This window comes from Mesorhizobium sp. P3_A2 (genome assembly GCF_056403115.1).
On sequence record NZ_JBFUGC010000012.1, the window covers coordinates 87,457 to 111,725 of the forward strand.

19 protein-coding genes are annotated in these 24,269 nt (G+C 63.6%); 16 read left to right on the forward strand and 3 right to left on the reverse strand.

Features of this window, described 5'->3' with window-relative positions; all coding sequences use genetic code 11:
* Positions 1-152: 152 nt before the first annotated feature.
* From AC1DXM_RS25095 to AC1DXM_RS25170, 16 genes are all read left to right on the forward strand, one after another.
* Positions 153-440 (forward strand): hypothetical protein, encoded by a 288-nt coding sequence (locus AC1DXM_RS25095; RefSeq protein ID WP_477237208.1) that lies wholly within the window; start codon positions 153-155, stop codon positions 438-440.
* A gap of 12 nt (positions 441-452) precedes the next feature.
* Positions 453-830, forward strand: a complete 378-nt coding sequence (locus tag AC1DXM_RS25100) for a hypothetical protein (protein WP_477237210.1) — start codon at positions 453-455, stop codon at positions 828-830.
* 24 nt (positions 831-854) lie between these two features.
* Positions 855-1,016 carry a hypothetical protein gene (locus AC1DXM_RS25105; RefSeq protein WP_112565760.1) on the forward strand — a complete coding sequence of 54 codons (162 nt, stop codon included), beginning with the start codon at positions 855-857 and terminating at the stop codon, positions 1,014-1,016.
* 9 nt (positions 1,017-1,025) lie between these two features.
* Positions 1,026-2,429 carry an APC family permease gene (locus AC1DXM_RS25110; protein ID WP_477237212.1) on the forward strand — a complete coding sequence of 468 codons (1,404 nt, stop codon included), beginning with the start codon at positions 1,026-1,028 and terminating at the stop codon, positions 2,427-2,429.
* A 41-nt stretch (positions 2,430-2,470) separates the two neighbouring features.
* Complete coding sequence (locus AC1DXM_RS25115; RefSeq protein WP_477237214.1) at positions 2,471-3,160, forward strand: hypothetical protein; 690 nt, start codon at positions 2,471-2,473, stop codon at positions 3,158-3,160.
* Positions 3,157-3,474 (forward strand): hypothetical protein, encoded by a 318-nt coding sequence (locus tag AC1DXM_RS25120; protein WP_477237216.1) that lies wholly within the window; start codon positions 3,157-3,159, stop codon positions 3,472-3,474. Before AC1DXM_RS25115 ends, AC1DXM_RS25120 begins: the two co-directional genes overlap by 4 nt.
* Positions 3,475-3,559: 85 nt before the next feature.
* The gene (locus tag AC1DXM_RS25125; protein WP_477237218.1) at positions 3,560-4,456 is read left to right on the forward strand and encodes a class II glutamine amidotransferase; all 897 of its coding nucleotides are present in this window, start codon (positions 3,560-3,562) and stop codon (positions 4,454-4,456) included.
* Positions 4,457-4,460: 4 nt separating this feature from the next.
* Positions 4,461-5,189, forward strand: coding sequence for a GltB/FmdC/FwdC-like GXGXG domain-containing protein (locus AC1DXM_RS25130; RefSeq protein ID WP_477237220.1), 729 nt, complete (start codon positions 4,461-4,463; stop codon positions 5,187-5,189).
* A gap of 6 nt (positions 5,190-5,195) precedes the next feature.
* Positions 5,196-6,524, forward strand: a complete 1,329-nt coding sequence (locus tag AC1DXM_RS25135; protein WP_477237222.1) for an FMN-binding glutamate synthase family protein — start codon at positions 5,196-5,198, stop codon at positions 6,522-6,524.
* 35 nt (positions 6,525-6,559) lie between these two features.
* Complete coding sequence (gene glnT / locus AC1DXM_RS25140) at positions 6,560-7,867, forward strand: type III glutamate--ammonia ligase (RefSeq protein ID WP_477237224.1); 1,308 nt, start codon at positions 6,560-6,562, stop codon at positions 7,865-7,867.
* Positions 7,868-7,903: 36 nt separating this feature from the next.
* Complete coding sequence (locus AC1DXM_RS25145) at positions 7,904-9,157, forward strand: sarcosine oxidase subunit beta family protein (RefSeq protein WP_477237226.1); 1,254 nt, start codon at positions 7,904-7,906, stop codon at positions 9,155-9,157.
* Positions 9,158-9,167: 10 nt separating this feature from the next.
* Complete coding sequence (locus tag AC1DXM_RS25150) at positions 9,168-9,443, forward strand: sarcosine oxidase subunit delta (protein ID WP_477237228.1); 276 nt, start codon at positions 9,168-9,170, stop codon at positions 9,441-9,443.
* A gap of 238 nt (positions 9,444-9,681) precedes the next feature.
* Positions 9,682-12,660 carry a sarcosine oxidase subunit alpha gene (locus AC1DXM_RS25155; RefSeq protein WP_477237230.1) on the forward strand — a complete coding sequence of 993 codons (2,979 nt, stop codon included), beginning with the start codon at positions 9,682-9,684 and terminating at the stop codon, positions 12,658-12,660.
* On the forward strand, positions 12,653-13,276 hold the full coding sequence (locus AC1DXM_RS25160) for a sarcosine oxidase subunit gamma (protein ID WP_477237232.1): 624 nt from the start codon (positions 12,653-12,655) through the stop codon (positions 13,274-13,276). Before AC1DXM_RS25155 ends, AC1DXM_RS25160 begins: the two co-directional genes overlap by 8 nt.
* A 254-nt stretch (positions 13,277-13,530) precedes the next feature.
* A complete protein-coding gene (locus tag AC1DXM_RS25165; protein WP_477237234.1) occupies positions 13,531-15,897 on the forward strand; it encodes a DUF1989 domain-containing protein in 2,367 nt (788 codons plus the stop codon).
* Positions 15,898-16,151: 254 nt separating this feature from the next.
* The gene (locus tag AC1DXM_RS25170) at positions 16,152-17,861 is read left to right on the forward strand and encodes an APC family permease (RefSeq protein ID WP_477237236.1); all 1,710 of its coding nucleotides are present in this window, start codon (positions 16,152-16,154) and stop codon (positions 17,859-17,861) included.
* 94 nt (positions 17,862-17,955) lie between these two features.
* Here AC1DXM_RS25170 and AC1DXM_RS25175 read toward each other — a convergent pair whose 3' ends face one another.
* The 3 genes from AC1DXM_RS25175 to AC1DXM_RS25185 form a co-directional block, all read right to left on the reverse strand.
* Positions 17,956-19,311, reverse strand: coding sequence for an LLM class flavin-dependent oxidoreductase (locus AC1DXM_RS25175; RefSeq protein WP_477237238.1), 1,356 nt, complete (start codon positions 19,309-19,311; stop codon positions 17,956-17,958).
* Positions 19,312-19,501: 190 nt separating this feature from the next.
* Positions 19,502-20,995 (reverse strand): aldehyde dehydrogenase family protein, encoded by a 1,494-nt coding sequence (locus tag AC1DXM_RS25180; RefSeq protein ID WP_477237240.1) that lies wholly within the window; start codon positions 20,993-20,995, stop codon positions 19,502-19,504.
* Positions 20,996-21,112: 117 nt separating this feature from the next.
* A complete protein-coding gene (locus AC1DXM_RS25185; RefSeq protein ID WP_477237242.1) occupies positions 21,113-24,253 on the reverse strand; it encodes an efflux RND transporter permease subunit in 3,141 nt (1,046 codons plus the stop codon).
* Positions 24,254-24,269: the final 16 nt, after the last annotated feature.

Below are 24,269 nucleotides of genomic sequence, written 5' to 3' on the forward strand. Positions count from 1 at the left end.
AATTTCCCACGCGAAATGACCAGTTAACCAAACGTAAATTCGTCTTGACAATCCCGCAAATCGGCCTGAATTTATGAAAAAAATTTCACTCTCTTGAAAGAGGGCAGCGATCGGCCGATTCGGAAGCCGGCGTTGGAAAAAGGGGAAAACCGATGTCAGACCTGCAGCAGCGCATCGAAGCGCTGTACCGTTCCGACGTGCGCGGATCCGCGCTCCTGATCATCTGCCTCTGGGCGACGATCCTCTTCGTGCTCATCATGACATGGCCCTACATCCCCGACAGCGGGATCAAGATCGTCGTCGCCATCGCGGCGGCCGCCGTGCTGATCTTCAACACGGCCGCGATCCTGGCGATGGTCAAACACTACAAGGAAGACAAGGACTTCATCTACGGTCTCGATATCAAGAACGCCGACGCGTCCCGCAACCGCAAGTCCTGAGGGGTACACTGCATGTCCCGCTACACGCCACCGGAACAGAGCAAGGCCGGGCAGATTTTCGATATCGTCGTCGTCGTGGTCGCTATTTTCGTGGCGCTGTGGCTGCCGCTGAAACTGGGCCTCGCCGGTGCTGCAAAATCCATCGACGCGCTCGACGCCAAGACCTGGGAGGCGCTCGGGCAGAACCCGACCATGGCCTCGATCTGGGAAAAGCTCGGCTATACGCCCGAGACCGCGCACGACATCATCCAGAACCGCTTCCACTACATCATCGACTGGCCGACGCTGATCATCATGGCGGCGGTGCTGATCGGCTATTTCGTCTTCCTGTTCCGCGCCTCCGACCGCGAATACCGCGACGTCATCAACGAAAAATTCGACGACAAGTAACGCCTGAGATTTTGGGGACGCACCATGTGGATGGCTCTGTCTTATGCATGCTGGGGTATCTCGGTCGTGCTTGCGCTGTGGATGCTCTACGACTGGTTCAAGATCGACACGACCTACTCCGAGGAGGTGCTGACCTCCTCGCGCGAAGGCGAGCTTGAAGCCGTTTCCGAAAAGCACCGGGTCTAGGGGAAAACAATGGCAGTCGCGGCTGAAACGATAATTACGGCAATCCACGGCGACAGGGTTTCGCTGCTCAGGGTGCTCGGCCCGGCTCATGTCTGGGCGCTCGGCGTCGGCATCGTGCTGGTCGGCGAATTCACCGGCTGGAATTTCTCGGCCGACAAGGGCGGCGCGCTGGCAGCACTCATCGTCTGCTGGGTGGTCGGGCTGCTCTACACCTCGGTCGCCATGATCGATTCCGAAGTGACATCGACGGTGGCTGCCGCCGGCGGCCAGTACGCGCAGGCCAAGCACATTGTCGGTCCGCTGATGGCGTTCAACGTCGCGCTGTTCCTGGTCTTTGCCTACACGATGCTTGAGGTCTCGGACGCCATCCTGCTCGGCGATACCATCGTCGCCAAGGCCGGCGTCGAGGGGCTCACCCACAATTCCTTCATTGCCGCCACCATCGTCGTGTTGGCGTGGCTGAACTATCGCGGCGTTCTAATGACGCTCAACGTCAACTTCGTCATCACAGCGATCGCCTATGTCTCGATCGTCATCCTGTTCTTCTCGGTCAGTCCGTGGACGCAAGGCGCGGTGCTGAAGCTCAACGAGCTGGTGACGCCGGGCAATGCGTTGCCCTATGGCTGGATCGGCGTCATCGCCGCCTTCCAGTTCGGCATCTGGTATTATCTCGGCATCGAAGGCACCACGCAGGCAGCCGAGGAAGTGCGTTCGCCCGCCCGCTCGCTGCCCTACGGCACCATGGCCGGCATGATCACGCTTCTGATCGCCGCCGCCATGACCTGGTATGTCTGCGCCTCGCTGATGCCCTGGGAATACCTCGGCATCACCTATTATCCGCTGTGGGATGCCGGCAAGCTGACCGGGAGCGCGCTGCTCGAAAACCTGCTTTTCATCGCCACGCTGCTGGCCGCGCTCGCTTCCGCCAATGGCTGCATCAACGACGCGGCACGCGCATGGTTCTCGCTCGGACGCGACCGGTATCTGCCGACCTGGTTCTCGGCGGTGCATCCGAAATACCGCACGCCTTACCGCTCGATCCTGTTCCTGCTGCCGATCGCGCTCGCCTTCGCCTTCATCGCCGACCTCAACCAGGCGATCACCTTCTCGATCCTGTCGGGCGTGCTGCAATACACCTTCATGAGCATCAACATCATGATGTTCCGGAAGAAGTGGCCTCTGGGCACCATCCGCCGCGGCTACACACACCCATTCCACCCGCTGCCCGCGATCGTGCTGTTTTGCCTGTGTGTGGTGACCTTCTTTGCGATCTTCCTCGGCTTCGGCTCGCAGCTGATCGCGATGACCATCTTCTATTTCCTGATCTCTGTGTGGTTCCACTTCTACCGCTACCGCTATGTGCGCCGCGGCGACCAGTTCACCATGCCGTGGCCGAAGCCACAGGGTTATTGACAGGAGAGGGCCTGCCGGTTTGGGCAGGCATTGCGTGACGAGTGTCTGACGTGACGACAGCATTGCTGGCCGGGGCGATAGCCTTGGCTCTCGTCGTGCACCTCGCCTGGCTTGCGCGCGCCAGCCGCAACAGGGCCATGGCTGCTCATGCCGCCGAGGAGGCCAGCATCCGCACCGTCATCGCAGATGCCGTCGACGTTTCAGATGGCACGGTTGGCGTCGTCACCTGGGTGGGTTCGTGGAACGAACGGCGCGTGCAAGTGCGCACCATCGTCGACACGCTGGCGACGCGAAAACTGCCGGCGCGCTGGCTCAGCGTTTCGGTCACCGAATCGGTTGCGGTACCGGCAACCTTCGACATGATGATGCGGCCGGGATCGCCGACCACCTTCTCCAATTTCGATCACCTTCAGCACACGCTTCCGAAAGCTCCGGGTTTTCCGGCCGAAGCCGTGTTGCGAACAGACTTAAGGGGCGCGCGCTTTCCGCAGAACCTGATCGCCAGTCATCTGGACATCTTTGCCGAAGGCCGCGCCAAGGAACTTTTGATCACGCCGAACGGCGTGCGCATCGTCTGGCTGCTGGCCGAGGCCGAACGCGCCCGCTACGGCGTGTTCCGGCAGGCTGCCTTCGGCGGCGCGAGCCTCGATCCGGCACTGGTCGAGAGGCTGCTCGCCTCGGCATCGACGCTGCGCGATGCCATCAACAGACAGGAAAGGCAGGTGGCATGAGCGCACCCGCACCGACAAATCCTTATCTGGTGCTTGGCGCCGCAATCGTCCTGCCGGCAAGCGGCCATGTCATTCTGGGCGCCCCTGTGCGCGGCCTGCAGTTCCTATTCTTCATGGTCATCCTGGCCTGGGTGACAGCCAAGATCGCGCCGGCCGACGCCAGCTTTGTCGGCCGCCATGCCGGCGGCTTCCTGATCTATGCGCTGTCGATTCTGGATGCCTACAAAATCGCCCGTGTCCGCACCGCCACATGGGTTCACAGTGCCCGCGCGGGCAGCGATAGTGCACAAAGTGGCATTGAGCCGCATACGTAACTAGAGGAAAATTTTTTTCATATGATTGAATTCGGACAGCGCATTCGATACATCATCTCTTAGCTGCAAACGCCGGGAGGCTGACATGTGTGGAATCGTCGGACTTTTTTTGAAGGACAAGTCGCTTGAGCCGCAACTCGGCTCGATGCTGTCGCAGATGCTCATCTCGCTCAGCGATCGCGGCCCCGACAGCGCCGGCATCGCCATCTACGGCGCCACTTCCAAAAACGAAGCCAAGATCACCATCCAGTCGGCCAAGCCCGAGCGCGATTTTCACGGCCTCGACGCCGAACTTGCCAAGGCCATCGGCGCACCGGTGAGCATCGCGGTGAAGTCGACGCACGCCGTCCTCAGGACCAGGCCAGGCAAGGTCGACGCCGCGCGCGAAGCGTTGCAGTCGATCCGGCCCGACGTGCGCATCATGGGCGCCGGCGAAGCTGTGGAGATATACAAGGAAGTCGGCCTGCCGGAGGCGGTGGTCGACCGCTTCGACGTCCGCTCGATGACCGGCACGCATGGCATCGGCCACACCCGCATGGCGACGGAATCGGCCGTCACCACGATGGGTGCGCATCCCTTTTCGACCGGCGCCGACCAGTGCCTGGTGCACAATGGCTCGCTGTCCAACCACAACAATGTGCGGCGCGAATTGCGGCGCGAAGGCATGACCTTCGAGACCGAGAACGACACCGAGGTGGCGGCCGCCTACCTCTCTTCGCAGATGGCGCATGGCAAGAATCTCGGCGAGGCGCTGGAAGGCACGCTGTCCGACCTCGACGGCTTCTTCACCTTCGTCGTCGGCACCAAGAACGGCTTTGGCGTGGTGCGCGACCCGATTGCCTGCAAGCCGGCCGTCATGGCCGAGACCGACCAGTATGTCGCCTTCGGCTCGGAATATCGCGCGCTGACCAAGCTGCCCGGCATAGACAATGCGAGGGTCTGGGAACCGGAACCCGCAACCGTCTATTTCTGGGAGCATTGAGCCCATGCCGGCAACCAAACTTTCGAAGGCGGCGCAAGACCACGCCTCCCGGGTCTTCGATCTCGATGTATCGTCGCTGCGAGAGCTCAACCAGGCGCTTCACAACCTGACGCCCGGTTCCAACGAAACGGCGTGGGAGGTGCTGCACCCCAAGGGCAGCCATTCGGTCGCCGTCGGCGTCGACCAGCCGGTTACTATCGATGTACGCGGCAGCGTCGGCTATTACTGCGCCGGCATGAATGATGGCGCAGCGATCACCGTGCACGGTTCGGCCGGCCCCGGCGTCGGCGAGAACATGATGTCGGGCTCGATCGTCATCAAGGGCGACGCCAGCCAGTATGCCGGCGCCACCGGCAAGGGCGGGCTGCTGGTCATCGAGGGCAATGCGTCATCGCGCTGCGGCATCTCGATGAAGGGCATCGACATCGTCGTGCACGGCAATATCGGCCACATGTCGGCCTTCATGGCGCAGTCGGGCAATCTGGTGGTGCTGGGCGATGCCGGCGATGCGCTGGGCGATTCCATCTACGAGGCGCGGCTGTTCGTGCGCGGCAAGGTCGAAAGCCTCGGCGCCGATTGCATCGCCAAGGAAATGCGGCCCGAGCACATCGAACTCCTGCAGGGCCTGCTCGACCGCGCCGGCGTGACCGGCGTCAAGCCGTCGGAGTTCAAGCGCTACGGCTCGGCGCGCACGCTCTACAATTTCAATATCGACAACGCCGACGCGTATTGAGGCATCATGACCTACAAGAACCCGCCGACGACGCCGCGCAAATCCGCGACCTTCGACGACTACACGCTCTCCGAAATCCGCCGCGCCGCGGCGACCGGCATCTATGATATCAGAGGCGCCGGCGCCAAGCGCAAACTGCCGCATTTCGACGATCTTCTGTTCCTCGGCGCCTCGATCTCGCGCTATCCGCTCGAAGGCTATCGCGAGCGCTGCGACACATCAGTGGTGTTGGGTTCGCGCCATGCCAAGAAGCCGATCGAGCTGAAGATCCCGATCACCATTGCCGGCATGAGCTTTGGCTCGTTGTCCGGCCCGGCGAAAGAAGCGCTCGGCCGTGGCGCGACACTGGCCGGCACCTCGACCACCACGGGCGATGGCGGCATGACCGAGGAAGAGCGCGGCCATTCCAAGACGCTGGTCTATCAATATTTGCCGTCGCGCTACGGCATGAACCCTAGGGATTTGCGCCGCGCCGACGCCATCGAAGTGGTCGTCGGCCAGGGCGCCAAGCCCGGCGGCGGCGGCATGCTGCTCGGCCAGAAGATCTCCGACCGCGTCGCCGAGATGCGCACACTGCCGAAAGGCATCGACCAGCGATCGGCCTCACGCCACCCCGACTGGACCGGCCCCGACGATCTCGAGATCAAGATCCTCGAACTGCGCGAAATCACCGACTGGGAAAAGCCAATCTACGTCAAGGTCGGCGGCGCGCGCCCCTATTACGATACAGCGCTTGCGGTGAAGGCCGGCGCCGATGTCGTCGTCGTCGACGGCATGCAGGGCGGCACGGCCGCCACCCAGGAAGTGTTCATCGAGAATGTCGGCCAGCCGACGCTTGCCTGCATCAGGCCGGCTGTGCAGGCGCTGCAGGACCTCGGCATGCACCGCAAGGTGCAGCTGATCGTCTCCGGCGGCATCCGCAATGGCGCCGATGTCGCCAAGGCGCTGGCGCTCGGCGTCGACGCGGTGTCGATCGGTACGGCAGCGCTTGTCGCACTTGGCGACAACGACCCGCGCTGGGAGGCGGAGTACAACGAGCTCGGCACCACCGCCGGCGCCTATGACGACTGGCACGAGGGCCGCGACCCCGCCGGCATCACCACGCAGGACCCCGAACTGATGAAGCGGGTCGATCCGATCGCCGCTGGGCGGCGTCTCGCCAACTATCTCAAGGTGATGACGCTCGAGGCGCAGACGATTGCGCGTGCCTGCGGCAAGAACAGCCTGCACAATCTCGAGCCCGAGGATCTCGTCGCGCTCACCATCGAAGCCGCCGCCATGGCCGGCGTGCCGCTGGCCGGCACCAACTGGATACCGGGGAAGAACGGCTTCTAAGACAACATCCAAAATACCATAAGCGAGGAACTATAATGGGGAACGATCTCGCCGCATTCGCCAAAGAGAACGGCGTCAAATATTTCATGATTTCCTACACCGACCTGTTCGGTGGCCAGCGCGCCAAGCTGGTGCCGGCGCAGGCGATATCAGACATGCAGAAGGACGGCGCCGGCTTTGCCGGTTTCGCCACCTGGCTCGATCTGACGCCGGCGCATCCCGATATGCTGGCGGTACCCGATCCGGCCTCGGTCATCCAATTGCCGTGGAAGCCAGACGTCGCCTGGGTCGCCGCCAATTGCATCATGGACGACAAGGAGGTCGAGCAGGCACCGCGCAACACGCTGCGGAGGCTGATCGCGGAAGCCGCCGGCGACGGCATGCATGTCAAGACCGGCGTCGAGGCCGAGTTCTTCCTGATCTCGCCGGACGGCAGCGTCATTTCCGACAAATACGATACGGCGTCGAAGCCCTGCTACGACCAGCAGGCGGTGATGCGCCGCTATGATGTGATCGCCGAGATCTGCGACCACATGCTGGCGCTGGGCTGGAGCCCGTACCAGAACGACCATGAGGACGCCAATGGCCAGTTCGAGATGAACTGGGCCTTTGACGATGTGCTGGCCACCGCGGACAAGCACTCCTTCTTCAAATTCATGGTCAGGTCGGTGGCCGAGAAGCACGGCCTGCGCGCCACCTTCATGCCAAAACCGTTCCAGGGCCTGACCGGCAATGGCTGCCACGCGCACATTTCGGTGTGGGACAAGGCCGGCAAGACCAACGTCTTTGCCGACAATGCGATGGAACTCGGTCTGTCGGCCAAGGGCAAGAATTTCCTCGGCGGCATCATGAAGCATGCCTCGGCCTTGGCCGCGATCACCAACCCGACGGTCAATTCCTACAAGCGCATCAACGCGCCGCGCACCATTTCGGGCGCCACCTGGGCGCCGAACACGGTGACCTGGACCGGCAACAACCGCACCCACATGGTGCGCGTGCCCGGCCCCGGCCGCTTCGAATTGCGCCTGCCCGACGGCGCGGCCAACCCCTATCTCTTGCAGGCCGTGATCATCGCCGCCGGCCTCGACGGCATCCGTTCCAAGGCCGATCCCGGCAAGCGCTACGACATCGACATGTACCAGCACGGCCACACGGTAAAGGGCGCGCCGAAGCTGCCGCTCAATCTGCTCGATGCGCTGCGCGAATTCGACAAGGACAAATCGCTGAAGGCGGCGCTGGGTGAGGAATTCTCGTCGGCTTACCTAAAGCTGAAGCACCAGGAATGGAATTCCTATGCGTCGCACTTCACGCAATGGGAGCGCGACCACACGCTGGACATCTAACCGTCCTAGCGGTGCGAGCGACCTCGGAATGAACGTATGAAATACTCGATCCTCTCGCTCGCCCGCGCCGCCCTTTCCGGCCACAAGAACTGGCAGCGCACCTGGCGTGATGCCAGCCCGAAGGACCACTACGACGTGGTGATCATCGGTGGCGGCGGCCACGGTCTCGCCACCGCCTGGTTCCTCGCCAGCGAATTCGGCATCAAAAATGTCGCCGTGCTGGAAAAGGGCTGGATCGGCTCCGGCAATGCCGGCCGCAACACCACGATCATCCGCTCCAATTACGGCCTGCCCGGCAATACCGGCTTCTACGAATTGTCGATGAAGCTGTGGGAGCGGATGGAGCAGGACCTCAACTACAATTCGATGGTCAGCCAGCGCGGCGTCCTCAACCTCTATCATTCCGACGCGCAGCGCGACGCTTATGCACGGCGCGGCAACACCATGCGCATCAACGGCATCGATGCCGAACTGCTCGACCAGGCGGCGCTGAAGAAGATGTTGCCGTTCCTGAATTTCGACCATGCGCGCTTTCCCGTGCAGGGCGGCCTGCTGCAGCGGCGCGGCGGCACGGCGCGCCACGACGCGGTGGTGTGGGGCTATGCCCATGCGGCGAGCGAACTCGGCGTCGACATCATCCAGAATTGCGAAGTGACCGGTTTTGTCCGGGACGGTAACGGCAAGGTGACGGGCGTCGAGACCTCGCGCGGCAAGATCGGCGCCGGCAAAGTCGGCATGGCTGTTGCTGGTTCCTCCTCGCGCGTCGCGGCGATGGCGGGCCTGCGCCTGCCGATCGAAAGCCATGTGCTGCAAGCCTTCGTTTCGGAAGCGATCAAGCCGCTCATTCCCGGCGTCATGACCTTCGGCGCCGGGCATTTCTATGTCAGCCAGTCGGACAAGGGCGGGCTGGTCTTCGGCGGCGATATCGACGGCTACAATTCCTACGCCCAGCGCGGCAATCTGCCTGTGATGGAAGATGTCTGCGAGGGCGGCATGGCGCTGATCCCGATGATCGGCCGCGTGCGGCTTTTACGCCAATGGGGCGGCATCATGGACATGTCGATGGACGGCTCGCCGATCATCGACAAGACGCCGGTCGACGGGCTCTATCTCAATGCCGGCTGGTGCTATGGCGGCTTCAAGGCGACACCCGGCTCCGGCTTCGTCTTTGCCCATCTTCTGGCGCGCGACGAGTCGCACAAGGAGGCGGCTTTGTTCCGCCTCGACCGCTTCCAGCGCGGCGCCATGATCGACGAAAAGGGCCAGGGCGCCCAGCCGAACCTGCACTGAGGACAGTTAGATGCGTATTGTCTGTCCCTTCTGCGGCGAACGTGAACTCGGAGAGTTCACCTATCTCGGCGATGCCAAGCCCGCGCGGCCGGCGGCGGATGCCGGCGAGGATGCCGTCTACGACTATGTCTATCTGCGCGACAATGTCGCCGGCGTGATGGCTGAGAATTGGTATCACGGCGGTGGCTGCCGGAGCTGGCTGAAGGTCACCCGCAACACGCTGACGCATGAGATTTCGGCGGTGGAGCCGGCGGTTGGTGCTGGTGCGAGGCAGGTGGCGAAATGAGCTATTTTGGCCACGTCGGCGCTGCCCCTCACCTGCCTGCCGGCATCCTCTCCCCGTATAGAGACGGGGAGAGGGGCGCTCTCGCCAACGGTTTCGCCAATCATCAGCGTAACAAGAAGAAGGGCGGCGTTGCGGCTAGCCCCCTTCTCCCTGTCACTATACGGGGAGAAGTGCCCGGCAGGGCGATGAGGGGCAGCGCTACCCTTCGCGATGACATCAAATCGAGAGGCTGGACATCGTGACCTCTCAATCCCATCGCCTCACCTCCGGCGGTCTCATCGACCGCTCGAAGCCACTCACCTTCCGCTTCGACGGCAAGAGCTTTTCCGGCTTCCAGGGCGACACGCTGGCGTCGGCGTTGGTCGCCAATAGCGTCAAGCTGGTCGGCCGCTCGTTCAAATACCATCGCCCGCGCGGCATTCTCACTGCCGGTTCGGAAGAACCCAACGCACTGGTGGAGCTGCGCACAGGCGCACGGCGCGAGGCCAACACCAAGGCGACGACCGCCGAGCTCTATGAAGGGCTCGAAGCCGCCAGCCAGAACCGCTGGCCATCGCTGCGCCACGATGTGATGTCGGTCAACCAGCTGTTCGCGCCGATCTTCGTCGCTGGCTTCTACTACAAGACCTTCATGTGGCCGGCGAAGTTCTGGGAGACGATCTACGAGCCGGCGATCCGCCGCGCCGCAGGCCTCGGCCGTGCTGCGGTCACCCCCGATCCCGACCACTACGACAAGGCATGGGCGCATTGCGATGTGGTGATCGCCGGCTCCGGCCCGGCAGGTCTCGCCGCCGCACTCGCAGCAGGCCGCAGTGGAGCGCGCGTCATCTTGTGCGAAGAGGATTTTGTCCCTGGCGGCCGCCTTCTGGCCGATGGCGGCACCATCGACGGCCTGCCGGCAGCGGAGTGGACGCAGCGCACGCTGGCCGAACTGGCGGCGATGCCGGACGTCCGCCTCATGACGCGCACGACATTGTTCGGCGTCTATGATGGCGGCACTTATGGTGCGATCGAGCGCGTCAACGACCACCTGCCGACGCCACCCGAGCACCAGGTGCGCCAGCGCTTGTGGCGGATCGTGGCCAAGCGCTGCGTCGTAGCTGCCGGCGCGATCGAACGGCCGATAGTCTTTGCCGGCAACGACACGCCCGGCGTGATGATGGCGTCCGCCATGCGGATCTATGTCACACGCTATGCCGCCACGCCGGCAAAACGCATCGCACTGTTCACCAACAATGAGGATGGCTGGCGCACGGTCGAGACCGCACTCGGCGCCGGATTGCAGGTCGCGGCGGTGATCGACGCACGCCCCGACGTCTCGCCTGCCCATCGCTCGCTTGCCTCCAAGAACGGCTTTAACGTGCTGCATGGCTCGGTCAGCGGTGTCGACGGCGGCAAGGATGGCGTGCGCAAGATTTCGGTGTCGCTGACCGGTGGCGCGCGCGCCGAGGTCGAGGCCGACGGGCTCGCGGTTTCCGGCGGCTGGAACCCGGCAGTCGGGCTCACGTCCTACCATCGCGGCCGGCCAAAATGGCGTGACGATATCGCCGCCTTCGTGCCGGATGGCGCGCCTCCCGGCATGGTTGCCGCAGGTGCGGCCAATGGCGATTTCGGTCTTGGCGGCTGCCTCAGCCAAGGCTTTGCCGCAGGCGCTGCAGCGGCGCGTGACGCGGGACGCAATGGCAATGCGGGCACGGCACCGGTCGCCGACGACGAGACGTTTTCGCTGACGCCGCTCTGGCATGTCACCGGCAAGGGCAAGGCCTTCGTCGACCAGCAGCATGACGTGACGGCGTCCGACATCGAACTGGCGCAGCGCGAGGGCTTTGAATCGGTCGAGCATCTCAAGCGCTACACCACGCTCGGCATGGCGACCGACCAGGGCAAGACCTCCAACGTCGCCGGCCTCGCCATCATGGCGGCGGTGTCGGGCAAATCCATTCCCGAGACCGGCACGACAATCTACCGGCCGCCTTACGTGCCCGTCGCCATCGGCGCTTTCGCCGGCCATCATCGCGACGAGAATTTTCACGCGACGCGGCTGACGCCCTCGCATCACTGGGCCGCCGAACAGGGCGCGATCTTTGTCGACACCGGCCTGTGGAAGCGCGCGCAGTGGTATCCGCGCGCCGGCGAGAAGGACTGGCTGGAATCGGTCACCCGTGAGGTCAAGGCGGTGCGCGGCGGCGTCGGCTTCTGCGATGTCTCGACGCTCGGCAAGATCGACGTGCATGGCCCGGATGCCGGCGTGTTCCTCGACCGCGTCTACATCAACACCTTTTCCAACCTCGCCGTCGGTAAGGCGCGGTACGGGCTGATGCTGCGCGAGGATGGCCTGGTCTATGATGACGGCACGACGTCGCGACTGGCCGAAGACCATTATTTCCTCACCACCACTACAGCGAAAGCCGGGCTGGTAATGCAGCACCTCGAATTCTGCCGGCAGGTGCTGTTTCCCGAACTCGACGTGCAGCTGACCTCGGTCTCCGACCAGTGGGCACAATTCTCCATCGCGGGGCCGAAGACACGCGATCTGCTGAAGGAAATCGTCGATCCGGCCGAGGATCTGTCCAACGAAGGTTTTCCGTTCATGGGCGCGCGCGAAGTCGCGTTGCGCGGCGGCACCAGGGCGCGGCTGTTTCGCATCTCTTTCTCCGGCGAGATGGCGTTCGAGATTTCGGTGCCGGCCCGCTACGGCGAGGCGATGGCGCGCAATCTGATGATTGCAGGCGCGCCGTTCGGCGTGACGCCCTACGGCACCGAGGCGCTCGGCGTCATGCGGGTCGAAAAGGGCCATGTCGCCGGACCGGAGCTGAGTGGCACGACGACCGCCGCCGATCTCGGCCTCGGCAAGATGATGTCGACCAAGAAGGATTTTATCGGCCGCGTCATGGCCGGCCGTGAGGCGCTGGTGGCGCCGAATCGACAGGTCGTCGTCGGCATCAAGCCGGTAGACAAGGCAAGGCGCCTGCGCTCCGGCGCGCACATCATTCCGAAAGGGCAGACACCCGGCCCCGACAATGATCAGGGCTACGTCACCTCGGTCTGCTTCTCGCCGACGCTCGACCAATGGATCGGCCTCGGCCTGGTCGAGCGTGGCCGCGAGCGGATCGGTGAGATCGTGCACGCGCATGATCCGCTGCGCGGCGAAGACTATGATGTAGAGCTCTGCAATCCCGTCTTCTACGATCCGGATGGAGGGCGCCAGCGTGGCTGATTTTTCCTGGGATGTTCGCAGCCCGCTCGAGCGGGCGCTCGCTCCCGGCGCCTACGGCGCGCAAGGCGATGCCGGCGTGGCGTTGATCGAGATCCGCAATTTCGACCTCGTCCAGGTGATGGCGCGACGTGGCAAAGCGGGCGAGATGACCAAGTCGGCGAAGGCACGCTTCGGTGTGGCGGCTCCGCAAACACCGAGGGCGGTCGGCACGTCGGATGCAACGCTGATCTGGTCGGGACCAGATCAGTTCTTCGTGCTGTCGAAGGGTGGCAAGCATGGGATTGGGGCGCTTGCCCCAGCCTTCGCGCAATCGGCGTCGCTCTCCGATCAATCGCATGCGCGGGTGCTGATCAGCATCTCCGGCGCCAAAGCGCGGACGATGCTGGCGAAACTGTCGTCGATCGATTTGCATCTTGATGCATTTCCGGTTGGCGCGGCGGCGGCCACCTCGATGAACCACACCAGCGTCACGCTCTGGCGCGGGAAGGATCGTGACGGACTGGCGGTGTTCAACGTTCTGGTGTTTGCGACCTTTGCCGAGAGCCTTTGGCACACGATGCTGGATTCGGCTGCGGAGTATGGCGTGGCGATTGGCCATTCCGAGGACTTGGCGTAGCGCTTGTGCGCTTCTCCCTTCTCCCCCTGTGGGAGAAGGTGGATTGCCGCGAAGCGGCAAGACGGATGAGGGGTGTTCCAGGGAACGCCAACGTCTCACTCCGCTGGAGCACCCCTGATCCGTCGCCTTCGGCGACACCTTCTGCCACAGGGGGAGAAGGGGGAGGCTTGCATCACCTTCGCCTTGCCAAACGCAACCGCGCTGCTATTCTTACAGCTAAAATAATTTCACACACAGGCAAACTTGTTTCCGAGATGAGCCAGTCGCCCTACCCCGCAGTCACAGCCGGACCCAGGCCGAGCCTCATTCTGAGGCCCGGCCAGATCGCGCTGCCGCCGGGCATGGAGCGCTACACAATCCAGGGTAATGGCGCGGTGCTGATCGAGGTCGAGGCTGGGGACACGTTCACCGTCCGCAATGTCGAGGGCGGACAGGCTTGCGAGCTTTTGGCCTGGGACAAGTCAGGCGTAATCGACCCTTCCATCTTCGGCGAAAAATCCAACAGCAATGCCGCCGGCATCAAGGCGCTATTGGCCGAGGGCGATGACAGCCTCGCTTCCGTGCGCCGCGGCCTCGAGCGCCGCCAGGTGCAGCTCGATCAACCCAAGGCGGTGCGCGTGTTCGGCGGCGCGACGCCTGCCGGCACCGAGCAAGCGTTCACTATCGCGCGCGACGGTGCGATGCTGATTGCCGCCCCCGGCGGGCCGATGCTGGTTGATGGCCATGACACGGCAACGCCGCTTGCCGTCATCGTTCGCCGCGCCACGGTGCGCCTGAAGTCGAAGTCTGAGCTGGCCGATCCGCTCGCCGATCCGGTGCTCGATCTCAGGGTGCATTCGGCAACCGCCGAATCCTACTTCGTCAAGGCCGGCGACTATCTGCAGATCATCGATGTCGACGGGCGCCAGTGCACCGACTTCCAGTGCTTTTCAGCGCGCAAGCTGGACAAGGGTCGCGACCACCCGCTCGATGTGACGACGACGCGCACGCTGATGGGATCGAGCTACCCGATGCCCGGCCTGCATTCGAAATATTACGACCAGGACATGGAGCCGCTGGTCGAGGTGGTGCAGGACACGTGCGGCCGGCACGACGCCTTCGCGCTCGCCTGCGCGGCGAAATATTACGACGACATCGGCTATCCCGGCCACACCAACTGCTCGGAGAACTTCAATCGCGCGCTGGCCGACAGGGGCGTGACGCCGCGCGCGGGCTGGATGGCGATCAACTTCTTCTTCAACACGGCGATCGACGCGCATGGTGTCATGGTGTCCGATGAGCCGTGGTCGCGTGCCGGCGACTATGTGCTGCTCAGGGCGCTCACCGACATCGTCTGTGTTTCCTCCGCCTGCCCCGACGACACCACGCCGGCCAATGGCTGGGACCTTACCGACATCCATGTGCGGACCTATTCCGGCCAGCACAAATTCTCGCGAGCGATCGCCAGACGCATGACGCCCGATTCGGAACCCAAGATGACCCGCGAGACCGCCTTCCACTCATCCTTCGCCAAGCACACCCGCAACTTCGCCGAATACAGGGGCTATTGGCTGGCCAACGCCTTCGCCAAAGAGGGGCCGATCGCCGAATACTGGGCCTGCCGGCAGGACGCGGTGATCATGGACCTGTCGCCGCTACGCAAGTTCGAGGTCACCGGTCCGGACTCCGAAGCGCTGCTCCAATACACGCTGACCCGCGACGTCAAGAAGCTCGGCGTCGGCCAGGTCGTCTATTCCGCCATGTGCTACGAGCATGGCGGCATGATCGACGACGGCACGCTGCTGCGGCTCGGCAAGGACAATTTCCGCTGGGTCGGCGGCGACGATCTGTCCGGCGAATGGCTGCGCGAGACGGCCAAGAAACTCGGCCTCAACGTGCTGGTGCGCTCCTCCACCGACCAGATGCACAATGTCGCCGTGCAGGGGCCGAAGAGCCGCGACATTTTGCGAGAGGTGATCTGGACCTCGCCGCTGCAGCCATCGATCGACGAGCTCGAATGGTTCCGTTTCGCGGTCGCGCGCATCGGCGGCGGCAACGGCATTCCGGTCGTGGTGTCGCGCACCGGCTATACCGGTGAACTCGGCTACGAAGTCTGGTGCCATCCGCGCGATGCCGAGAAAGTTTTCGACGCCATCTGGGAGGCCGGCCAGCCGCACGGGCTGAAGCCAATGGGCCTGCAGGCGCTCGACATGGTGCGCATCGAGGCCGGGCTGATCTTCGCCGGCTACGAATTTTCCGACCAGACCGACCCGTTCGAGGCCGGCATCGGCTTTACCGTGCCGCTGAAAACCAAGACCGACGACTTCATCGGCCGCGAGGCGCTGATAAGGCGCAAGGAGCACCCGCAGCACAAGCTCGTCGGCCTCGACATCGAGAGCAATGTCGCGGTCGGCCATGGCGATTGCGTGCATGTCGGGCGCGCCCAGATCGGTGTCGTTACCTCAGGCATGCGCTCGCCGGTGCTGAACAAGAACATTGCGCTGGCCAGACTCGACGTCACCCACGCCGCCATCGGCACGGAGGTTGAGATCGGCAAGCTCGACGGCCATGCCAAGCGGCTGCCGGCGCGGGTGGTGGCCTTCGCTCACTACGATCCGCAAAAGACCAAACCGCGTTCCTGACAGTGGACTTCAGGGTCGGACGGAACTGCTTCGTCGGCTGCTGTTGGCAACGGCTGAAGCCGTGTTTCGCAAGCGTGATGTGCACGACATCACAAATCGCTTGACGTGAAAGCGCGTCGGATCAATCTTCACTGTTAAGAAAAAAATACGACTGAGTGGAAACACCGGAGTCGTGAAGGTCATTTGCCGGGGAACAAGCTTCGCGCAGTCGAGGCATCGCCGGCGGGAACAGCGAAAAAGGGGAATTCACAGACATGAGCTCCATTAGCACGGCCCTCGAGCAGCCTGCCGAAAGCAAGCTGCTCAGGCATATCGACTGGCGCGGCGCCTTCTGGGTGGCGAGCGGCGTTCCGGCGCTGGTCCTGTTTTCGATCGGCGGTATTGCCGGCACGACCGGGACGCTGGCCTTCCTGATCTGGACGGTGTCCATGATCATGGGCTTCCTGCAATCCTTCACCTATGCCGAGATCGCCGGCCTGTTCCCGAACAAGTCGGGCGGCGCCTCGATCTACGGCGCCACCGCCTGGCTGCGCTACTCCAAGTTCATCGCGCCGCTGTCGGTGTGGTGCAACTGGTTCGCATGGTCGCCGGTGCTGTCGCTCGGCTGCTCGATCGCCGCCGCCTACATCCTTAACGCGCTGGCGCCGGTGCCGATCGTCACCGAGGCGTCGCCCGATGTCGTCGCCTATATCGCCGCGCATGCCGGCACCGTACCCGCCGACGCCATCGCCGCAGTGACAGCCGCCGCGACGCCGGCGATCCGCACCTGGTCGCTGTGGAGCCACACGCTCGGCCCGGTGTCCTTCACCTTCAACGCCACCTTCTTCATCGGCGCGGTGCTGATGCTGATCATCTTCTCGATCCAGCATCGCGGCATCCTCGGCACAGCCAATGTGCAGAAATATATCGGCCTGCTGGTCATCATCCCGATGCTTATCGTCGGCGTCGTGCCGATCGTCACCGGCCAGATCAACTGGGCGAATTTTTCGCCGCTGGTGCCGCTCGCCGCCGCCTACGCGCCGGAGCCCGGCTCATGGAACATCCCGGGCTGGACGTTGGTGCTGGGCGGCATGTTCATCGCCGCATGGTCGACCTACGGCTTTGAGACCGCAGTCTGCTACACCTCCGAGTTCAAGAACCCGGGCACCGACACGTTCAAGGCGATCTTCTATTCCGGCCTGCTCTGCATGCTCTTGTTCATCCTGGTGCCCTTCACCTTCCAGGGTGTGCTGGGTCTCAACGGTATGCTGGCGACACCGATCGTCGACGGCTCCGGCGTTGCGGACGCACTGGCCGGCATGGTCGGCGGCGGCGCGCTGATCCACAGCCTGCTGGTGATGCTGATGATCCTGGCGCTGGTGCTGTGCATCATGACGGCGATGGCCGGCTCCTCGCGCACGCTCTACCAGGGCTCGGTCGATGGCTGGCTGCCGCGCTACCTCAGCCACGTCAACGAGCATGGCGCGCCGACGCGGGCGATGTGGACCGACCTCGTCTTCAACCTGATCGTGCTGGCCATCGCCTCGGCCGACGCGACGAGCTTCTTCTTCATCCTTGCCGTGTCGAATTGCGGCTACATCATCTTCAACTTCCTCAACCTCAATGCCGGCTGGATCCATCGCATCGACAACGGCCACATCAACCGGCCATGGAAAGCGCCAAGCTGGCTGCTCGGCGTCGGCGCCATCTTCGCCTATGTCAATGCCATCTTCATGGGCGCCGGCGCCAAGGTGTGGAACCCGATGGCGCTGTGGGCCGGCTTGATCACCGCTGCCTTGATTATCCCGGTGTTCTGCTACCGGCACTATGTCCAGGACAAGGGCAAGTTCCCCGACCACATGCTGGCCGATCTCGGCATGGCGGGAGCCGACCTCTCGGTCAAAAAGGCCGGCATGCTGCCCTATCTGACGCTGGTCGCCGGCGTGGTGGTGATGCTGCTCGCCAACTGGTACTTCGTCATCTGAAAATGACGGTTTGAAAAGGAATGGGCGCGCTTCGGCGCGCCCATTCCTTTTTTGCACAAATGCATCGCATCCGAGAGTGTCTCGGCCAGCCTTGTCAGCCAGCCTTGCGGATGGCCGCTTCGGAGCCTTCGAAGAACCGGTTCGGCGGCCGCTTCAGACCGAGATTCTCGCGCAACGTCGTTCCCTCATATTCGCGCCGGAAGAGCCTTCGACGCTGCAGTTCCGGCACCACCTTCTCGGCGAAGTCGTCGAGCCCGGCGGGAAGGTAGGGGAACATGATGTTGAAGCCGTCGGATCCCTCGGCAAGCAGCCATTCCTCCATCGCGTCGGCGATGGTCTTCGGCGTACCGACAAAGGCAAGACCGGAGTAACCGCCGAGCCGCTGCGCCAGCTGGCGGACGGTCAGGTTCTCCCGGCGCGCCAATTCGATGACGCGCTCGCGGCTGCTCTTCGAGGCGTTGGTCTCGGGAATTTCAGGCAAGGGCGCATCGGGATCGAAGTGGGCCGCGTCATGGCCGAGCGCGATCGACAGCGAGGCGATGCCGCTCTCGTAATAAACCAGGCTGTCGAGCTTGGCGCGCTTGGCCTGCGCTTCCTCGACACTGTCGCCAACGATGACGAAAGCGCCGGGCAGGATTTTGATGTCGTCACGCGAACGGCCGAGTTTTTGCGCCCGCCCCTTCACGTCGGCAAAGAAGCGTTGCCCGGCCGCGAGATCGCTATGGGCAGCAAAAATAACCTCCGCCGTTTCGGCCGCCAATTGCCGCCCGGCCTCCGACGCGCCGGCCTGAACGATGACCGGCCAGCCCTGCACCGGGCGGGCAATGTTCAGCGGGCCGCGCACCGAGAGGTTTTCGCCCTTGTGGTCCAGCACGTGCAGCTTCGCCGGATCGAAATAGAGCCCGCTCTCGGCGTCGCGGATGAAGGCGTCGTCGGCAAAGCTGTCCCACAGGCCGGTCACGACATCGTAGAATTCCCGCGCCTTGTGGTAGCGCTCGTCATGCTCGACATGCTCGTCGAGGCCGAAGTTCAGCGCCGCATCGGGGTTGGACGTGGTGACGATGTTCCAGCCGGCGCGGCCGCCGCTGATATGGTCGAGCGAGGCGAAGCGCCGGGCGATGTGATAAGGCGCATCGAAGGTCGTCGACGCGGTGGCGACCAGGCCGATATGGTCGGTGACGGCGGCGAGCGCCGACAGCAGCGTGAACGGCTCGAACGAGGTCACCGTATGGCTGCGGCGCAGCGCCTCGATCGGCATGTTGAGCACGGCCAGGTGGTCGGCCATGAAGAAGGCGTCGAATTTCGCCGCCTCCAGCGTCTGCGCGAAGCGCTTCAGATGGGCGAAGTTGAAATTGGCGTCGGGATAAGAACCAGGATAGCGCCAGGCGCCGGTGTGAAGACTGACGGGACGCATGAAGGCGCCGAGCCGCAATTGCTTGTTGTCTGCCATGGGATGATCACCTGACGTGGACGAGCGCGATCCTTTGTTGGAGCATGATCTTTTCCAAAAACCGGTACCCACTTTTTGGGATCATGCCCGCGCTCCGATATATCGCCAAGATCTGACGGCTTTGCCGTCCTGGAAAGGAATCCTGTTTTGCAAAACCCTTGTTGCGGAGCATTTTCTAACCGGCGGCCGTTCAATCTATTTTGATGAACACGCCCTTGGTGTTGAGATACTCGCCGAGGTGCTCGGCGCCGCCCTCGCGGCCATAACCGCTCATCTTGTAGCCGCCGAAGGGCACTGCCGGGTCGATGGCGTGATAGGTGTTGACCCAGACCGAGCCGGCGCGGATTTTTCGCGACAGCTGGTGCGCGGTGGCGACGTTTTGCGTGAACACGCCGGCGGCAAGACCGTAGGGCGTGTTGTTGGCGCGCTCGACGGCTTCGCCCAGCGTTTCGAAGGGCAGCGCCGAAATGACAGGACCGAAGATTTCCTCACGCGCAATCTTCATGTCGTCGGAGACACCGGCAAAGACGGTGGGCGCGACGAAATTGCCGGCGGCGAGCGCGCCCTCCGTGCGGCGGGTACCACCTGTGACCAGCCTCGCGCCCTCAGCCGTGCCGGCTTCAAGGTAACCCGTCACCCGTTCGAGCTGTCGCAGTGAGACCAGTGGGCCGATCTCGGTTGCCGGGTCTATACCGTCGCCGATCTTCAACCCCTCCGCGTAAGCAGCGAGCCGCGCGACGAACTCGTCATGGATGGAGCGCTCGACGAACAGGCGCGAACCGGCAATGCAGATCTGGCCGGAATTGGCGAATACCGACATCGCCGCCACCGGCACGGCCTTGTCGAGATCGGCATCGGCGCAGACGATGACCGGCGACTTGCCGCCGAGCTCCAATGAGACGCGCTTCAGATTGCCGGCCGAGGCGCGGATGATAGACTGGCCGGTGACGGTCGAGCCGGTGAAGACGATCTTGTCGACGCCCATATGCTCGGCAAGCGGCGCACCCGCCTCGGCGCCGGTGCCGGTGACGATGTTGACGACACCTGCCGGCACGCCGGCCTCGTTCATTATGTCGGCGATCAGAAGCGGCGTCAGCGGCGCCTCTTCCGAGGGTTTCAAAACGATGGTGCAGCCGGTGGCGAGCGCCGGGCCGATCTTCCAGATCGAGGCCGCAGTCGGCGCGTTCCACGGGATGATGGCGCCGACGACGCCGATCGGCTCCTTAAGGGTGAAGGAGACGATCTCGCCCGGCAGCGAATTGTCGATGGTCTCGCCATGCAGCGCCGTCGCCATGCCTGCGTAGTAGCGCAGCATGCCGATAACGCGATTGCGGTTGGCGCGGGTGCGTACGATCGGCATGCCCATATCTGTGGTGTCGGAGCGGCTGATCTCTTCCCAATGCTTTTCGAAAAGATCGGCTATTTTCAGCAGCAGCACCTGCCGCTCATAGGGCTTGAAGCGACTCCACGGCCCGTCGAAGGCTTTTCGGGCCGCGGTGACGGCGAGTTCGATGTCCTGACGGTCGCCGCGCGGCACCGTGGCGATGACCGCGCCGGTCGCCGGATTGCGGGTCTCCATGGTGCGGCCCGAGGCGGCATCGACCCAGGCGCCGTCGATGAACATCTGCCGATGGCGTCCGTCGATCGGCAGGCGCAGGGCGATCGAGGTCTGGGCCAGGGTCATGATCATCCTCCACGCAACAGACGGAGCATCACGGCCGCCGGAACGCCACAACGCCGCACGTCAAACGTACGGCGTTGTAGCATTTTTCCAAGAGCGCATCCTATGCGCCAGCGGTGGTTACTCGGCGGCCAGGGCCAGTTGCGGCCTGTCATTGTCCTGCACCGCCTCGCCCGCCGGCTCCTTGGCCTTCTTCGGCTCACGGCCGAAGAACAGGGCGTAGCCTGCCGGCAGCACCAGGATGGTGAGTACGGTGGCGACGAGGATGCCACCCATCATGGCGTAGGCGAGCGGGCCCCAGAACACGGCGCGCGAGATCGGGATCAGCGCCAGCACCGCCGTCATTGCGGTCAGCACGATCGGCCGGAAACGGCGCACGGCCGAGCCGATGATGGCTTCCGATCGATCCATGCCCCTGGCGATGTCCTGGTCGATTTGGTCGACCAGGATGATCGAGTTGCGCATGATGATGCCGAGCAGCGCGATGACGCCCAAGATAGCGACGAAGCCGAAGGGCGCACCGCTGATCAGCAATGCTGCCGCCGCACCGATGATGCCGAGCGGGCCGGTGGCCAGCACCAGCATCGCCTTGCCGAAATGCTGTAGCTGGATCATCAAGAGCACGACGATGACGGCCAGCATGACCGGCGCCTTGGCGGCGATCGAAGCCTGGCTCTCGGCAGAATCCTCCGCACCGCCCTGGATCTCGATCTTGTAGCCAGGCGCCAGGCCGGCGCGCATGCCTTGCATGTCGTTGTACATCTTGGTGACGACGTCGTTCGACTGCACGCCGTCCGGCAGCGTGGCGCGCACCGAGATGGTCGGCAGGCGGTCACGCCGCCATTCGACGCCCTGCTCGAGCACCGGCACCACCTTGGCGACCTGCGACAGCGGCACGAAGCCACCGAAATCGGTCGGGATATAGACCGAGTCGACCGACGACAGCAGATTGCGGCTGGCATCCGGTTCGCGGGCGACGATGGACACCGTCTCCTCGCCGTCGCGGAAGTCATCCAGTGGCGCGCCGGACATCGACGCCTGCAGCATCTGGCGGATGCGCTGCGAGGTGACGCCGAGCGCACGGGCGCGGTCCTGGTCGATGACCAGCTTCATCGCCGGCACCGGCTCCAGCCAGTCGTCATGGACTGCGGCGAGCAGCGGATTTTCAGCGAACTTGGCCTTCACCTGGTCGGCGATGCGGCGCACTTCCTGCCGATCCGGACCCATGACGCGCATCTGCACCGGCCAGCCGGTCGGCGGACCGAGGAATAGGCGATCGACCTTGGAGCGGATCGAGGGGAAATCCTGCGCCAGGATTGAGCGCAGCTTGAGGATCAGCCGCTCGCGCGCCGGCTCGTCATTGGCCATCACCAGGAGCTGGGCAAAGTTCGGGTTGCGCAATTGCTGGTCGAGCGGCAGGAAGAAGCGCGGCGCGCCTTCGCCGATATAGGTGGCGATGAAGCGCTTGTCCTTGTCGTCCATCATCCGGGCTTCGAGCGCCTTGGCCTGCGTCTCGACCTCCTTGATCGAGGTTCCCTCGGGCAGCCAGAGATCGACCAGGATTTCGGGACGCGACGACTGCGGGAAGAAGTTCTGCGGGATGAACTGGAACGCCCACAGGCTGGTGGCGAAGGTGACCAGCGTCATCACCAGAACGATGATGCGATGGCGCACCGCCCAGCCGACCGTGGCGCGCAGCCGCCGGTAGAAGCCGGTGTCGAAGGCATCGTGGTGATTGCCGGCATGCTTGCGCTGCTTGAGGATCATGTAGCCGAGCCACGGCGTGAAATAGACCGCAACGAACCACGACACGACCAGCGCGATGCCGACGACGTAAAACAGCGTGCGGACATATTCGCCGGCCGTAGAGGCGGCGAAGCCGACGGGGATGAAGCCGGCGGTGGTGATCAGCGTGCCGGTCAGCATCGGAAAGGCGGTCGAGGAATAGGCGAAGCTCGCCGCTTCGATCTTGACCAGCCCCTCCTCCAGCTTGCGCTCCATCATCTCGACGACGATCATGGCGTCGTCGACGAGCAGGCCGAGCGCAATGATCAGCGCGCCCAGCGAAATGCGCTGCAGGTCGATGCCGAGCTCGTACATGATGGCGAAGGTGGCGGCGAGCACCAGCGGAATGGCGATGGCGATGACCAGGCCGGAGCGCCAGCCGATCGACAGCAGCGAGACGGCAAGCACAATCAGCAGCGCTTCGCCCAGTGCCTCCATGAACTCCTTCACCGCATCGCGCACAACTTCCGGCTGGTCGGAGATCTGGTCGACCGAAACGCCGTAGGGCAGCGCCTCTTCGAAGCGCTTGTAGGTTGCTTCGACGTCCTTGCCGACATCGGTGACGTTGAAGCCCTTGGCCATGACGACGCCGACCTGGACGCTTTCGTGGCCGTTGAAGCGGTATTTGCGCTGATAGGGATCCTCGAGGCCGGAGGACACGGTGGCGATGTCGCCCAGACGCGTCACCTGGCCGCCGGCGCGCAGGCGCAACTCCCTGATGTCGGCAGCCTTGGTGACGTCGCCTTCGACCGAGATGCGCACCGAGCGCAGGCCGGTGTCGACCGAGCCTGCCGGATCGACATTGTTCTGGCCCTTGATGGCGTTCTGCAAATCGGTCAGCGTCAGGCCGCGTTCGGCCAGCGCCTTGGACGAAATGTCGATATAGATCTTCTCCGGCTGGTCGCCGATGATCACAGCCTTCTCGACGCCCGGTGTCGTCAACAGCATGTCGCGCGCCTGGATGGCGAACTTCTTCAGCTCGGGATAGGAGTAGCCATCGCCGCTGATCGAATGCAGCGTGATGAAGGTGTCGCCGAACTCGTCGTTGAAATATGGGCCGAGCAGGCCTTGCGGCAGGTCGCCTGAGATGTCGCCGACCTTCTTGCGCACCTGGTAGAAGGCGTCCTTCACCTCCTCGCCATTGGTGTCGCCCTTGATCTGGACGGTGATGATGGCGCTGCCGGCGCGCGTGTAGGAGCGGACGAAATCGAGATGCGGCGTTTCCTGCAGCTTGCGCTCGATCTTGTTGACGACCTGATCCTCCATCTCCTGGATCGAGGAGCCCGGCCAGATCGCCTGGACGACCATGACGCGGAAGGTGAAATCGGGGTCTTCCTTCTGGCCCATACGCATCAGGCCGAGCCCGCCGGCAATGATGATCAGACCGAACAGGAAGCGCGCGATGGAGGGATGGCCGATGGCCCAGCGCGAAAGATTGAAAGGCCGCTTTTCACTGCTGTCGTTGGTGGTGGTCATCGGCGTCAGTCCAATT

Excerpts from the sequence above, each read along its gene's own strand:
- AC1DXM_RS25095 (WP_477237208.1), top strand. The coding sequence starts at position 153 with ATGTCAGACCTGCAGCAGCGCATCGAAGCGCTGTACCGTTCCGACGTG.
- AC1DXM_RS25100 (WP_477237210.1), top strand. The coding sequence starts at position 453 with ATGTCCCGCTACACGCCACCGGAACAGAGCAAGGCCGGGCAGATTTTC.
- AC1DXM_RS25105 (WP_112565760.1), top strand. The coding sequence starts at position 855 with ATGTGGATGGCTCTGTCTTATGCATGCTGGGGTATCTCGGTCGTGCTT.
- AC1DXM_RS25110 (WP_477237212.1), top strand. The coding sequence starts at position 1,026 with ATGGCAGTCGCGGCTGAAACGATAATTACGGCAATCCACGGCGACAGG.
- AC1DXM_RS25120 (WP_477237216.1), top strand. The coding sequence starts at position 3,157 with ATGAGCGCACCCGCACCGACAAATCCTTATCTGGTGCTTGGCGCCGCA.
- AC1DXM_RS25125 (WP_477237218.1), top strand. The coding sequence starts at position 3,560 with ATGTGTGGAATCGTCGGACTTTTTTTGAAGGACAAGTCGCTTGAGCCG.
- AC1DXM_RS25130 (WP_477237220.1), top strand. The coding sequence starts at position 4,461 with ATGCCGGCAACCAAACTTTCGAAGGCGGCGCAAGACCACGCCTCCCGG.
- AC1DXM_RS25135 (WP_477237222.1), top strand. The coding sequence starts at position 5,196 with ATGACCTACAAGAACCCGCCGACGACGCCGCGCAAATCCGCGACCTTC.
- glnT (WP_477237224.1), top strand. The coding sequence starts at position 6,560 with ATGGGGAACGATCTCGCCGCATTCGCCAAAGAGAACGGCGTCAAATAT.
- AC1DXM_RS25145 (WP_477237226.1), top strand. The coding sequence starts at position 7,904 with ATGAAATACTCGATCCTCTCGCTCGCCCGCGCCGCCCTTTCCGGCCAC.
- AC1DXM_RS25150 (WP_477237228.1), top strand. The coding sequence starts at position 9,168 with ATGCGTATTGTCTGTCCCTTCTGCGGCGAACGTGAACTCGGAGAGTTC.
- AC1DXM_RS25165 (WP_477237234.1), top strand. The coding sequence starts at position 13,531 with ATGAGCCAGTCGCCCTACCCCGCAGTCACAGCCGGACCCAGGCCGAGC.
- AC1DXM_RS25170 (WP_477237236.1), top strand. The coding sequence starts at position 16,152 with ATGAGCTCCATTAGCACGGCCCTCGAGCAGCCTGCCGAAAGCAAGCTG.
- AC1DXM_RS25175 (WP_477237238.1), bottom strand. The coding sequence starts at position 19,311 with ATGGCAGACAACAAGCAATTGCGGCTCGGCGCCTTCATGCGTCCCGTC.
- AC1DXM_RS25180 (WP_477237240.1), bottom strand. The coding sequence starts at position 20,995 with ATGACCCTGGCCCAGACCTCGATCGCCCTGCGCCTGCCGATCGACGGA.
- AC1DXM_RS25185 (WP_477237242.1), bottom strand. The coding sequence starts at position 24,253 with ATGACCACCACCAACGACAGCAGTGAAAAGCGGCCTTTCAATCTTTCG.